Source organism: Listeria grayi (assembly GCF_900638015.1).
GTDB classification, from domain to species: Bacteria; Bacillota; Bacilli; order Lactobacillales; family Listeriaceae; genus Listeria; species Listeria grayi.
The window spans coordinates 1,966,343-1,979,203 of sequence record NZ_LR134483.1 but is presented as its reverse complement, the minus strand read 5'-3'; the positions used below and the strand labels follow the sequence as shown (position 1 = coordinate 1,979,203).

The 12,861-nt window shown below is 41.6% G+C and carries 20 protein-coding genes and 1 riboswitch; of the genes, 19 read left to right on the top strand and 1 reads right to left on the bottom strand.

Annotated features, from left to right (window positions below):
• Positions 1–13 precede the first annotated feature (13 nt).
• From EL241_RS09650 to EL241_RS09560, 19 genes are all read left to right on the top strand, one after another.
• Positions 14–310 (top strand): WXG100 family type VII secretion target, encoded by a 297-nt coding sequence (locus tag EL241_RS09650; protein ID WP_036106596.1) that lies wholly within the window; start codon positions 14–16, stop codon positions 308–310.
• Between the two features lie 85 nt (positions 311–395).
• On the top strand, positions 396–1,175 hold the full coding sequence (locus EL241_RS09645) for a tandem-type lipoprotein (RefSeq protein WP_126320535.1): 780 nt from the start codon (positions 396–398) through the stop codon (positions 1,173–1,175).
• Positions 1,172–2,470: a hypothetical protein gene (locus tag EL241_RS09640; RefSeq protein ID WP_126320534.1), complete on the top strand. Its 1,299-nt coding sequence runs from the start codon at positions 1,172–1,174 to the stop codon at positions 2,468–2,470. The genes EL241_RS09645 and EL241_RS09640 overlap by 4 nt, the downstream gene beginning before the upstream one ends.
• Before the next feature lies 1 nt (position 2,471).
• A complete protein-coding gene (locus EL241_RS09635) occupies positions 2,472–2,828 on the top strand; it encodes a hypothetical protein (protein ID WP_036106083.1) in 357 nt (118 codons plus the stop codon).
• Entirely contained in the window at positions 2,829–3,107 is a 279-nt protein-coding gene (locus tag EL241_RS09630; RefSeq protein ID WP_003754831.1) for a hypothetical protein, read from the top strand.
• Between the two features lie 65 nt (positions 3,108–3,172).
• A riboswitch (PreQ1 riboswitch) is annotated at positions 3,173–3,217 on the top strand.
• Between the two features lie 7 nt (positions 3,218–3,224).
• Positions 3,225–3,713 (top strand): QueT transporter family protein, encoded by a 489-nt coding sequence (locus EL241_RS09625; protein ID WP_003754833.1) that lies wholly within the window; start codon positions 3,225–3,227, stop codon positions 3,711–3,713.
• Between the two features lie 103 nt (positions 3,714–3,816).
• Positions 3,817–5,202, top strand: coding sequence for a protoporphyrinogen oxidase (gene hemG / locus EL241_RS09620; protein ID WP_036106086.1), 1,386 nt, complete (start codon positions 3,817–3,819; stop codon positions 5,200–5,202).
• The gene (gene acpS, locus EL241_RS09615; protein WP_036106087.1) at positions 5,199–5,567 is read left to right on the top strand and encodes a holo-ACP synthase; all 369 of its coding nucleotides are present in this window, start codon (positions 5,199–5,201) and stop codon (positions 5,565–5,567) included. The genes hemG and acpS overlap by 4 nt, the downstream gene beginning before the upstream one ends.
• A gap of 1 nt (position 5,568) precedes the next feature.
• Positions 5,569–6,675: an alanine racemase gene (gene alr, locus EL241_RS09610; protein WP_036106090.1), complete on the top strand. Its 1,107-nt coding sequence runs from the start codon at positions 5,569–5,571 to the stop codon at positions 6,673–6,675.
• 172 nt (positions 6,676–6,847) lie between these two features.
• Complete coding sequence (locus EL241_RS09605) at positions 6,848–7,126, top strand: ribbon-helix-helix protein, CopG family (RefSeq protein WP_003754839.1); 279 nt, start codon at positions 6,848–6,850, stop codon at positions 7,124–7,126.
• Between the two features lie 5 nt (positions 7,127–7,131).
• On the top strand, positions 7,132–7,476 hold the full coding sequence (locus EL241_RS09600) for a type II toxin-antitoxin system PemK/MazF family toxin (protein WP_036106093.1): 345 nt from the start codon (positions 7,132–7,134) through the stop codon (positions 7,474–7,476).
• A gap of 198 nt (positions 7,477–7,674) precedes the next feature.
• Positions 7,675–8,511 carry an RsbT co-antagonist protein RsbRA gene (locus EL241_RS09595; RefSeq protein ID WP_036106096.1) on the top strand — a complete coding sequence of 279 codons (837 nt, stop codon included), beginning with the start codon at positions 7,675–7,677 and terminating at the stop codon, positions 8,509–8,511.
• Positions 8,512–8,516: 5 nt separating this feature from the next.
• Complete coding sequence (locus EL241_RS09590) at positions 8,517–8,873, top strand: STAS domain-containing protein (protein WP_036106099.1); 357 nt, start codon at positions 8,517–8,519, stop codon at positions 8,871–8,873.
• A gap of 4 nt (positions 8,874–8,877) precedes the next feature.
• Positions 8,878–9,288 (top strand): anti-sigma regulatory factor, encoded by a 411-nt coding sequence (locus tag EL241_RS09585; protein WP_003754843.1) that lies wholly within the window; start codon positions 8,878–8,880, stop codon positions 9,286–9,288.
• Between the two features lie 11 nt (positions 9,289–9,299).
• The gene (locus tag EL241_RS09580) at positions 9,300–10,304 is read left to right on the top strand and encodes a PP2C family protein-serine/threonine phosphatase (RefSeq protein WP_036106103.1); all 1,005 of its coding nucleotides are present in this window, start codon (positions 9,300–9,302) and stop codon (positions 10,302–10,304) included.
• Between the two features lie 66 nt (positions 10,305–10,370).
• Positions 10,371–10,715, top strand: coding sequence for an STAS domain-containing protein (locus tag EL241_RS09575; protein ID WP_003754845.1), 345 nt, complete (start codon positions 10,371–10,373; stop codon positions 10,713–10,715).
• The gene (gene rsbW / locus EL241_RS09570; RefSeq protein ID WP_003754846.1) at positions 10,699–11,172 is read left to right on the top strand and encodes an anti-sigma B factor RsbW; all 474 of its coding nucleotides are present in this window, start codon (positions 10,699–10,701) and stop codon (positions 11,170–11,172) included. Before EL241_RS09575 ends, rsbW begins: the two co-directional genes overlap by 17 nt.
• The gene (sigB, locus tag EL241_RS09565) at positions 11,150–11,929 is read left to right on the top strand and encodes an RNA polymerase sigma factor SigB (protein WP_003754848.1); all 780 of its coding nucleotides are present in this window, start codon (positions 11,150–11,152) and stop codon (positions 11,927–11,929) included. The genes rsbW and sigB overlap by 23 nt, the downstream gene beginning before the upstream one ends.
• A complete protein-coding gene (locus EL241_RS09560; RefSeq protein ID WP_036106108.1) occupies positions 11,929–12,543 on the top strand; it encodes a PP2C family serine/threonine-protein phosphatase in 615 nt (204 codons plus the stop codon). The genes sigB and EL241_RS09560 overlap by 1 nt, the downstream gene beginning before the upstream one ends.
• Positions 12,544–12,609: 66 nt before the next feature.
• Here EL241_RS09560 and EL241_RS13675 read toward each other — a convergent pair whose 3' ends face one another.
• Positions 12,610–12,768: a hypothetical protein gene (locus EL241_RS13675; protein ID WP_003754852.1), complete on the bottom strand. Its 159-nt coding sequence runs from the start codon at positions 12,766–12,768 to the stop codon at positions 12,610–12,612.
• Between the last annotated feature and the right edge of the window lie 93 nt (positions 12,769–12,861).

Here is a 12,861-nt window from a genome sequence, read left to right as displayed (position 1 = left end):
AGGAGAGAATGAAATGGCAGGACAAATCAGAATGAGCCCGGCTGAATTACGGGACCGCGCCAAGAAATACGGGACGAGCGCACGAGAAATCGATCAGATCTTGAATAACTTGAAAAATCTACAAGAACAATTACGAGGAGAATGGGAAGGGCAAGCCTTCGCACATTTTGATGAGCAATTCAACCAACTAAAACCCAAAGTCGTCCAATTCTCCGATCTACTTGACCAGATCCAAGGCCAATTAGAGAAAACAGCAACTTCTGTGGAGAACCATGATCGCGAGTTATCGCAGAACTTTGGTCTCAATTAAGGTTTCCAAAACTGGAAAAGTCATGCACGAATGTGTATGGCTTTTTCCATAAAAAAGAGCATACGGGAATGATAGGCGGGAGGAAATCGATTTGAAGAAAAAAATAGTGATATCCATATTGATAGGAGGAATGACGATAATGACTTTATTAGGCGGATGCGGAGAATCTAGTACAAATGAAAAGGCGAAAAAAACGAAACAAAGCTTTGAAAAAGTGCTGGCAATGTATCCGACAAAGAACTTAGAGGCTTTTTATGATATGGAAGGGTATCGAGATGATGAGTTTGAGAAAGGGGATAAGGGCGTTTGGGTTCTTCAGTCAAGTATGTCAACTGCCGAGACAAAGGAAGCTCCATTAGTTAGTGAAGGCATGCTATTGCGATTAAATCGAAATACGAGAACAGCTACGGGGTTTTATTTTCATAGAGAGATAGATACACCTAATGTCAATGAGAAAAAATACCCTGTAACGTACGATAAAAAGGGTTTTCATTTAGTAAAAGCAGTTTCTGATCCTAAACTAAGAGAAAAAATAGAAGACTTTCAATTTTTTGTGCAGTATGGAGAGTTTAAACAACTGAATCAATATAAAAATATTGATAAAATGTATAACCCCGAAGTACCAATGTATGAACTAGAGTATCAATTGACGAATGATGATCCCAATGTGAAACAATTAAGAAAGCGGTATGAAATCCCAACTGATAAAGAGCCGACTCTGTTATTAAAAGGTAGAGGGAATTTGGATGGTAGTTCAGGTTCGGTTGGATATAAAAATATTGAATTTACTTTTGATAAAAAGGTAGATAATTATTTTACTGATTCAATTGATTATCAACCTGCTAATACGGAGGATGATCAATGAATGATTACAAGTTGAAAGACAAAGGGATTCAGTCTAATACAGAAGCAACGAGTACCATATCTGCGATTTCATATGAGGTAGAGAATGCTTTATGTCAGGGCCTTTCTATGAATAAAATAAATGAGCAATTGCAAGAATTTCAAGACAAAGGCAAATTCCCCAAAAACCTGCAACTAGTCGATGCCTTCTACGATAAAAAAACCAGTCTAAGTGGCGTAGCCTTCAAAGATACGACAACGGGAAAAGTGACGGTTGGTTTTGCTGGTACTAATTTGGATAACGGAATGATCGATAATGTCAAGGACATCGGTGCAGATGGCTCGATCGCTTTTAATGGCGAATCCGGAGGCAACGTGTACTTTCGCTCCGGAAATGCCTTTGTTCAAAAGCTACAAAAAAACTATGAGGTGGGCACTATCACGGGGCACTCTAAAGGTGGTAGGGATGCTGCTGTCATTGGGATGCAAAATAAAGTACCCAATATCATTCTCTATAATGCTGCACCGTTGAATAGTTTTATAGGCCAGGGGATTTCAACTGCTATAAATCCAACTGGAGGGCTTTCACGATTATGGAACGATGGCGAGATGTTTCTACTCGTGAAGAATTATAAAGGACGGATGATCTATTTCCGATCCGAGAAAGACCCATTAACTAAAAGTGCGACGATAACAGGGAGTATTTATCCCGGCCAAACATTTCTACTAGAAAATGATAAGGGGCATGCGATCACGGGCTTTTTAGATAAAGAAGCGCAAACTTTTATTAGTGGGAAACTACTATTGGTGGATAAAAATGGAAAGGTGCGTTCCGGTCTGGAAGTGGCTACAGAGATCATGGAAATGAATCTGAAGGGACTAAATGAGTTGCGAAAAAGTTTCCTCAAGGATGGAGGGGGTCGTTTATCTGCCGCGCAAGAAGAATTCTTGGATGCTTCCGAGGCTCTTGCATTGACACAAGGGATCCAGCAGACAGTCCAAGACGAATTAGCTGCCTTAAAAAAGACCTATCAAAAAGGAATAGAAAATGCCAAGACGTTATGGAAAGATACTGTAGCGGATGCGGCATTTCATGGGAATGCGCTTACCCATTCCGAACAATTGGCAGCTTTAGAGAGTGGCCGAGCAACGGAACAGACGATTATAAGAAAACCGGTGGCAGAGTATGAGAATAAGTTAGCTAAGTTGACCGCCCAAGAAAAGAAATACGATACCCTCCTTGCTTCTATTACGACCGCTATCCAGAAGACCGTGGCGAAAGATCAAGAACTAGCTGATCAGTTAAGGGGGTTCTGAAATGGGAGAACGGAAACAAAAATGGCATGCGATAGAAGAAGCGTTTATCGCAGATCGAAATCGCTTAGAGCGGGATATGGAATACATCGACGAGGAAAAACGGCGGTTTGTTAACCAAATGGAGGATATGGCAGAACGAATCCATTATACGAATCGAAAAAGAGGCAGCGACAATCAAGTAAACACGACCTCCATTTATCAGATGCTGGAACAAGCACAGAATGAAGGGCAGCAACTTGCTTCTAAGGCGATTCGTTCACTGGAAGACAAAATAGAAGAAAAAAGACGGGACTACCAAAAACAGTTCGTCCACTATGAAGAAGAGCTTCGGCTTTTCAAAGCAAATGGAGGCGAGTAAATGCTGGATAACATCCTAGACAATATCAGTGCGGAGCTTGCGACAATCAAAAAAAACACGCAAAAAACCGTTATTCGTTTCTATGTAGCGAGTCAAAGCTACTCCACTTCTGAAACAAGAAGATTGATGATAGCGGATATCGAGAAGGAAACATTGGCAGGGTTGAAAAAACACAGTACTTCTTTTTCAAAAAAGTTCTCTTCCACAGCAAAAGGAAATTGGGTAAACAAGGCAAAACAGAGCTTGACGGAAACAACGCAGCTATTTGATCAATTGTAAGTGGGGTTAAATAGATGTCGTCTTATTTTCCGTATTGCTAAACCTACGATTTTAAGCTAATATAAATAACAGTGGTTCGAGAACCTCCCACTCAAAAAAACTAAGGAGAAATGAATAATGAAAGTAAAAACATTAGCAGTAAACGCGATTGTGGCAGCGTTATATGTAGCAGTAAGTATGCTCGTCGCACCGTTTGCTTTTTCGCAGCTTCAGTTCCGTTTATCCGAGATGTTCAATCATCTGATCGTATTTGATAAACGCTATTTTTGGGGCATTATCATTGGAGTAGCGGTTACAAATCTATTTTCCCCGCTGGGTGCGTATGATCTTGTATTTGGTGTGGGCCAATCTGCACTTGCGCTTGGAATTGCGATTTTGGCTAAACGCTTTGTAAAAGGAACGATCGCAAGAATGATCGTCACGACGATCATCTTTTCCGTAACGATGTTCTTGATTGCATGGGAACTTCACCTTGCATTTCATTGGCCATTCCTATTAACATGGTTTACAACAGCAGTCAGTGAATTTATCGTAATGGGTGTCACGATCCCTGTGATGTATTTCATCGATAAGAAAGTCAATTTCAAAAAGATAATGGAAAAATAAAAGATAAATCCGACTTCTATGAGGTCGGATTTTTTGCTAGCTGTTTTAGAAACGCTATTTTTTTGGTAGAATAGAGGGATAAGAACAGAAGGAAGGTATCAGAATGAAACGAGTAGCAATTATCGGTGGTGGATTATCGGGGCTGACTGCTGCATATCAATTAAATAAAACCAATGATCTCCGGGTAGACCTATACGAAGCAGATTCACGCTTAGGTGGGAAATTTCATACCGTTCACCGGGAAGGCTTTACCATCGAGAAAGGGCCAGATTCCTTTTTAGCAAGAAAACCAGCTGGGATCGGTCTGATAAAAGAGTTAGGGCTAGAGGATCAGCTGATCGCAAATGCTACCGGCCGTTCTTTTATTTTCCACGACAAGCAGTTGCATCCTATTCCTGAAGGCTCGGTAATGGGGATTCCGACCGATGAAGCTGCATTGCTGCAAAGCGAATTATTGACTGCTGCAGAAAAAGAACGGGCTTTGCAAGAAAAAAAACGACCTTTTGAACCGTTAACTGCGGATATATCGTTGGGTGAGTTTTTTGAAAAACGGTTTGGCAAAGGATTGGTAAAGAAAATCGTCGAGCCGCTGTTATCGGGTATTTATGCTGGCGATATTTATAAAATGAGTCTGCGCGCTACTTTCCCGCAATTTGAAACAGCGATATCCAAGGCTGGCAATTTGATGGAAGGCTTGAAGACTCCAAGTGACGTAAAGCTGAATACAACAGGAACTAAGCATACAGTTGGGGCTTTCCGAACATTGAAAGGCGGTTTACAGACACTGATCGAAGCATTAGTTGCCGAATTGCCAGTTGAGCAGCTTCACACGGATAAAAGGGTGATACAGGTTATTAAAAAGCCCGGAGCGTATCAGCTGCTATTTGCGGACGGCACGGTAGAAACTGCAGATGCTGTAATTATTGCAGCGACACACGATGTGTTGCGAGCGATTTTAGACGAGGAAACCACAGCTCCCTTTCAAGACCAGCCGCTTACTACGCTGGCAACTGTCTCTTTCGCGTACGACGAAAAGGCAGCTTTACCTCAAGGAACCGGCTATTTAGTAGCACGCACAGCAAATTATGCTTCAACGGCTTGCACATGGGTCCAAGAAAAATGGCCGCATATGGTGCCGGAAGGAAAGATGTTGCTTCGCGGGTTTGTAGGAAAATCAGGCGATACTTGGTTGGAGACGGCTACAGATGAACAAATCATCCAAAAAGTACTGGCTGATTATCAAGAAATGATGGGATTGACTGCGCAGCCGCTTTTTGCTGAAGTAAGTCGGATGGAACACGCCATGCCGCAGTATACGATCGGGCATTTGGAAAAGTTGGCTGCGCTGGAAGCCAATTTAGCAGCAAATTATCCTGGCATTTATTATACTGGGATGAGCTTGACTGGAGTGGGCATTCCCGATTGCATTGCCAATGCACAAACAGCGAGCCATGAAGTCGTTCGTTATCTGCAAGGAGAATTACTATGATAAAAGGAATTGGACTCGATATGATCGATTTGGACCGCGTTGCAGCAGCGGTCCAAAAAAACAACCGCTTTGTGGAACGGATCTTAACAACAACTGAGATCAAGCAATATGAAAAATACAAAGGTGCACGGCAAATCGAATATTTAGCAGGCCGATTTGCTGCCAAAGAAGCTTATGCGAAAGCAATTGGTACCGGGTTTGGCAAAGGGCTCCATTTTACTGATATCGAGATCCTCCAAGATGCGGATGGGAAGCCCCATGTCGTCAAACCCACGCAGACGGACACGGCTGTTTTCGTTAGTATCACACATACAGGAAGGTCAGCCGCGGCACAAATCATTATCGAATGGAAAGAGGGCAACTGATATGGTTACAGGATGGCATCGTCCTACATGGATCGAAGTGAACGGAGACGCGATACGCGCGAATATCACAAATGAGAAAGCACATCTGCCGGCAGAAACCGCCGTTTGGGCAGTGGTAAAAGCAAATGCTTATGGACACGGCATCATCGAAGTTGCCAAAATCGCAAAATCAGCAGGCGCAGATGGATTTTGCGTAGCGATCTTAGATGAAGCACTGGCATTACGCGAAGCAGGTTTTACCAGTGAACTTATTCTGGTACTGGGAGCGGTTCCTGCCGAGTATGCGAATCTGGCTGCAGAAAAACAAATTTCGCTTACCTTATTTGATGAAAGCTGGCTAACTGAATTGCCAGTGCTGACTGCCAAACTTTCACTTCATGTTAAACTCGATACAGGAATGGGCCGATTAGGTTTTCGTAATGGCGAAGCGCTCAAACGAGTGAGCGTCAAACTAGCAGAACAACCACTTTTAGAGTGGGAAGGGATCTATACCCATTTTGCAACCGCTGATCAAAAAGACACAACCTACTATGAAGAACAACTTGCTAAATTTGAAGGACTGTTAAGCGAAATCAAACCACGTCCGCGCTTTGTTCATGTGGCTAATTCTAGCGCGGCGCTCCTTCACGATCAAACTGGTTTCAATGCAGTTCGCTTTGGTATTGCCATGTATGGGTTGACACCATCAGATGAGATCGCTGACATTCTGCCATTTGAATTGCAGCCGGCATTATCTCTGTATACGAAGATCGTCCAAGTAAAACAGCTGCAAGCAGGTGATTGCGTAAGTTACGGTGCAACCTATCAAGCGGCGCAAGAAGAATGGGTAGCGACGCTTCCAATCGGCTATGCAGACGGTTGGATCAGAAAGTACACAGGTTTCTCTTTATTAGTGGAAGGTGAATATGCGGAAATCGTTGGTCGTGTTTGCATGGATCAGCTTATTATCAGACTTCCGCGTTATTATCCTGTAGGTACGAAAGTTACATTGATCGGAAAAAGCGGCGAGAAACAAATCACGGCAGAAGAGGCAGCTCGCAAGATCGAAACCATTGACTATGAAGTGACTTGTCTATTATCCGAGCGAATTCCTCGTATTTATAACTAAACGACAGAAAATGCGTGCTTTTAGAGGTTTTTTCTATTATAATGTAACCGTGAACTGTTTTTATTGCTTGCGTTGTAACAGAAATTAACATGATAATGTCAAAGCATGATACAAAGATACAAGTAGCTTGAATCAAAATGTCATACGGAGATAGCTTTTGGGGGTGCGAGGCGTGTTAGAAAAACTGGAATGGACAACGATGTCTATCGAACTTACGCAAGAAACAATGAGTGAATTGGATGTGCTTGCGAGAAAACAACGTATCGAAAAGAACGAAATTATTGATCGGGCAGTGAAACAATATATTAGTCAGCAGAAAGTCCGGGATCTACGCGTGGAAATGGAACGCGGTTATGCAGAAATGGCGAATATCAACTTCGCGATTGCCTGCGAATGTACCCACGTAGAATCCGAAGCCGAGGACAAAAATATTCGTGTATTAGGAGGTTAAGCCTTATGGTGAAGCGTGGCGATGTATACTACGCGGATCTTTCCCCTGTGGTCGGAAGCGAGCAGGGGGGAACAAGGCCTGTTCTTATTATTCAAAATGATATAGGGAATCGACATAGTCCAACAGTTATCGTAGCGGCCATAACAGCGAAGATCCAGAAAGCAAAGCTTCCCACACACGTAGAAGCAATGCGGAAAGACGGCTTCGATCGGGATTCCGTCATTTTACTGGAACAAGTGAGAACAATCGACAAACAGCGCCTTACAGACAAGATCACACATCTGGATGATGAATTGATGGAAAAAGTAGATCATGCTTTGGTCATCAGTTTAGGATTGATCGATCTTTGAACCACACATACGCCCTCTATCAAGAAATGGAATAGGCTGAAATTCGCAAATCACTACATATCAACTTGATTCTCTCCGCTTGAGAGTTAAGTGAAAAAAGAAACATGAGAGATTATAGAAAAAATCCTTTTTTTCGGTCTTATGTTTTTTTTATACCCCCTGAGAATAACAATCAAAAAAGAAAGGTTGACTAAATACATGTATAAAAATTTTGGCGAATTCATTCGCTTGAACGAAGATGGTCTACTTGAAAAGTGGATGGAAGAAATGGATCAGGAGCCAGATATGCTGATTCAAGAAGTCGTGAACGATTTTGTTTATCGGGACACTAGCAAAGAATTTGTTGCGCTGATCGTTTCTAACATTACGGATGATCAAGCTTCTTTTTCGGAAAGACTCGATGAATTTGCGGAAAAAGTCGTCCACCTAGGCTGGCCGATCCAATTTGTAACAGCAGGACTTCGCAATTTCGGGCTATTGGTCTATAAATTGATGCACCAAGAAGAAAAATTTAAAGAACCAAAAGATGTAGCAGAAGAAACCGCATTTTATCAATTGCAAAAATGGTTCCTTGGAATCTACAATCGCATTGTTAATACATATGCAGAAACATGGGAAAAAACGGTGTCGATCCAAAAAGAAGCTCTACAAGAACTTTCTGCACCGCTCCTGCCGATCTTTGAAAATATTTCCGTAATGCCGCTTATCGGTACGATCGATACAGAGAGAGCCAAATTGATCATGGAAAATCTGCTTGTCGGAGTAGTGAAAAATCGTTCGGAAGTAGTGCTGATCGATATAACGGGGGTTCCTGTTGTTGATACGATGGTTGCTCATCATATTATCCAAGCGTCGGAAGCTGTGAAACTCGTCGGCTGCCAAGCTATGCTGGTTGGTATCAGACCAGAGATCGCACAAACGATCGTCAACCTAGGTATAGATCTGGATCAGATCATTACTACCAATACCATGAAAAAAGGAATCGAGCGCGCCTTAGCGCTTACTAATAAAGAAATAGTAACTAAAGAGGGGTGAACACTGTGGGGATACCAATTTTAAAACTCGGGGAGTGCTTGCTGATCTCTATCCAAAGCGAATTGGATGACCAGTCGGCGGTAGGATTTCAAGAAGACCTATTAAATAAGATCCATGAAACATCTGCTCGTGGTGTCGTAATTGATATTACGTCCATTGACTTTATCGATTCGTTCATTGCCAAAATCTTGGGAGACGTTGTAAATATGTCTAAATTGATGGGAGCAAAGGTTGTTGTGACGGGCATACAACCAGCTGTTGCCATTACCTTAGTGGAACTAGGGATCACTTTTGGCGGAGTTCTTTCTGCCATGGACCTCGAAAGCGGCTTGGAAAAATTGAAACAGGAATTGGGGGAATAAGCCTATGACTCTCCATTCCTCTGTAAAAATAATCAACGAGTGGGATATTGTTGCGGCTAGACAATTAGGAAGAAAGATTTCAAAAGAAATTGGTTTCGGAACAGTAGACCAAGCTAGAATAACCACCGCCATCAGTGAACTTGCAAGAAACATTTTCTTGTATGCGGGTAGAGGAGAAATAAGCATCAACAAAGTATCAGAAGTAGGAAAGCAAGGGTTACGCATTGTTGCAAAAGATGAAGGCCCAGGAATAATAGATATTCGCAAAGTCATGCAAGACGGCTATACGACGTCAGGAGGACTCGGAGCAGGACTACCGGGTGTGAAACGTCTTATGGACAGCTTTGATATCGAATCTATTGCAGAAGGAGAAAGTACAGGTACAACCATTACTGTACTGAAATGGGTTCGGTAGGAGGATAATTTATGGAAAATACATTTGAAGTAAAATACCGTGAGATCCTGTTTCAATATTTGGAACATCAAGACGAAGAGATTTTATACAGCTGTGAGAAGTTAACAAGAGAAGCAATGGAAAATCAAATTAGTCCGGAAGAGATCGTCAACCTGCATCGTTCTGTTTTAGAAGAATATGATGTAGAGATCCCTCCCTATATCAAACTTTCTTTCGATGTTTTATTAGAAACGATGGTCGGTTACGGCCTTGCCTACTTAGAACATCAAAGTTTGCGGACGGAACAAAAAGTACTGAAAAACGAGATCGCCCAAGCAGAAACGTTACAAAAAACGATGATGAAGTCAGAAGTTCCAGTGCTGGATAACGTGGATTTCGGAGTTACCAGTGTAGCAGCCAGACAAATGAGCGGTGACTATTATAGTTTTACAGAGCCTACGCCTTTAGGAATCGGCGTGGCTCTTGCTGATGTTATCGGAAAAGGGATCCCGGCCGCATTTACGATCTCTATGATAAAATACGCGCTTGCCGGGATCGTGGAAACAACTCCGCAACCGAATATCGTTTTGGAAACATTGAACCAAGTTGCCGAAGAAAATATGGACGACAATATGTTCATTACGATGTTTTATGGCCTATACGAACCGGAAAAACATCTTTTCCAATATAGTTCTGCCGGACACGAGCTAGGTTTATATTATCGCGATGAATCACAGAAATTCAGTGACCTCTATGCGAAAGGCTTGCCGCTAGGCGTGAATAGCGACGCTAAATACCGAACTTTCAGCAAACATATCCATGCAGGCGATATTTTGTTCATCATGTCAGACGGCGTCACAGAAGCGCGGACAGCAGATGGATTTCTTGATCGCGAAGCATTGATAGATATTTTTTCTGAATTTGTTGATTTGCCAGCTCAAAAAATCGCAGAAGCCGTCTATAATAAATTGATTAAACTGCAAAATTTTGAATTACATGATGATTTTACGATCATTTGTATCAAACGAACAAAGTGATCGATGTTTGGAAAGAAAAGAAGCAGGGTAAAAAGGACGAGTATACAAAATAGATGAGGTGACAAAATGAATATCAATATCGAAGTCAAAGAACGCGATAGTCAGCATATTGAAGCATTTATAAACGGAGAGATCGATGCTTACACCGCACCACAAATAAAAAATGAGTTAGAGAAATATCAAAATAAAGCTGATATCGTTTTACGTGTTGATTTGTCAGAAGTAGGGTACATGGATAGCACAGGATTAGGCGTTTTTGTCGGTTTATTTAAAAATTTGCGTCAATATGATAGTGAATTGATTCTAATCGGCCTTTCGGACAGACTTTACCGGTTGTTTGAAATTACTGGATTATCCGATATCATCGAAATCAAAAATGTAGAGGGTGAACGAAATGGCAATAATGTATGATACAGTAACGCTGCAACTACCAGCAAAACCTGAATTTATCAGCCTTGGTCGTTTAACGTTATCTGGTTTGGCAAGCCGTGCCGGCTTTTCTTACGAAGTTATCGAGGATTTGAAAATCGCGGTCAGCGAAGCAATCACGAATTCCGTTAAACATGCTTTTAAAGGTGAGGAAGAAGGCAATATCTTAGTAGAATATAATCTTTATGAAGATAAATTAGAGATCATCGTTTCCGATAATGGCAAGAGCTTTGATTTTGAAAGTAAAAAACAAGAGATCGGGCCTTACAGTGTCGGGGAAGATACCGATGTTATCCGGATTGGCGGATTAGGGTTATTCCTTATCGAAGCATTGATGGACGATGTGAAACTTTATCAAAATGAAGGTGTATCCGTGGTGATGACCAAATATATCAATGAAAAGCAGGTGGAGGAGAATGCCAAAAGTATCTCGACCTGAAAAGGAAAATAAAGAAAAAGTATATGAGTGGATCAAACTTTATCAAGAAACTGCCGATGATGACGCGCAAACCAATTTAGTGCTCCATTATCATAATTTGGTGGAATCCATTGCTAGAAAATATTCCCAAGGGAAATCCTTTCATGAGGATCTAGTTCAAGTCGGCGTTATTGGTTTGCTTGGAGCAATCAAAAGGTATGATCCAGACTTTGGGAAAAGTTTTGAAGCTTTTGCGGTCCCAACGATCGTCGGAGAGATCAAACGTTTCTTGCGGGATAAAACATGGAGCGTTCACGTTCCAAGACGTATCAAAGAATTAGGTCCAAAAATCAAAAATGCGGTCGAGGAACTCACGCGTGAATTGCAAAGTTCGCCGCAGATCAGCGATATCGCTAATTTCATCGGAGCTACAGAAGAGGAAATTTTGGAAGCAATGGAAATGGGAAAAAGCTATCAAGCCTTATCTGTCGATCACTCGATCGAAGCAGATTCCGATGGCAGCACCATTACTTTGCTAGATGTCGTTGGTGGAGTGGACGAAGGTTTTGAACAAGTCAATCAGCGCATGATCTTGGAAAAAATCTTGCCAGTACTGGACGAACGGGAACAAAAGATATTGCAATATACATTTATCGAAAACCGCAGTCAAAAAGAAACCGGCGAGTTGTTAGATATTTCTCAAATGCACGTATCACGCGTGCAGCGTCAGGCAATCAAAAAACTCCGGGAAGCACTGCTGAATGAGGAAGTGGACTGATGGAATCATCAAAAGATCCCAACCAAATATTAGATATCTTTAAATTTCAGCGGTCTAAATCGAAGCAAAAATTTTGTGGAGACGTCTGGCATTTAGAAGAAGATAAGGACGGTTTTTTTCTTATTTTAGCTGATGGACTTGGTAGCGGAAAGGACGCACATCAAGCGGCGCAAAGTGCAGTGGATGCGATTCTACCGCTTTCCAAGAGCGATGACCTTGTCAATATGCTGGAAGAAGCGAATCATGCCGTTGCCTCTTTGAGAGGTGCGGCGATCGCGATCATCAAAGCAGACTATGCGACGCAGACCGTCCAATATATCGGCTTGGGCAATATTCGCTTTTTCATGATCGATGAACAAGGCAAAATGGTGTATCCATTATCTAAGACCGGCTTTTTATCTGGGAGGAAAATGCAGATACGTCAACAAGCTTTCCGGTATCAACTGGGTTCCAAATTTTTGATTCATTCCGATGGTCTAGTATTAAAACGAATCAAATATTATTTGGATTCTCCGTTATGCGTGCATAAAGTCGGTAATATCATTGAACAATCGATTCTTGATATGCCTTCCGATGATGTCACTTTTTTATTGGGTCAATTCCCAAAGATGTGATAGCTAAAATTTACCAAAAGAAACGAATCAGTGATTCGTTTCTTTTTTACTGCCACAAGCTCAGGATCAATGATAAATAATAGTAGCCTGATAGACGAAAATCGTTGCAACGGATTGCACCTCTAAAACTTCATAGTTGTTATTCTCCAAATAAAGCAAAAAATCATTTACCTTTTCATCTAAAGCAGCTGCACTCCAATAGGATTGGATCGTTTTTATTTTCATGGTGAAAAGCCCCTTTCATATCCATTTGGTTTAGTTATGTTAATTGTATCACAAATGATTGGGATAATGATTACGTCTTGAGAATGATATTTC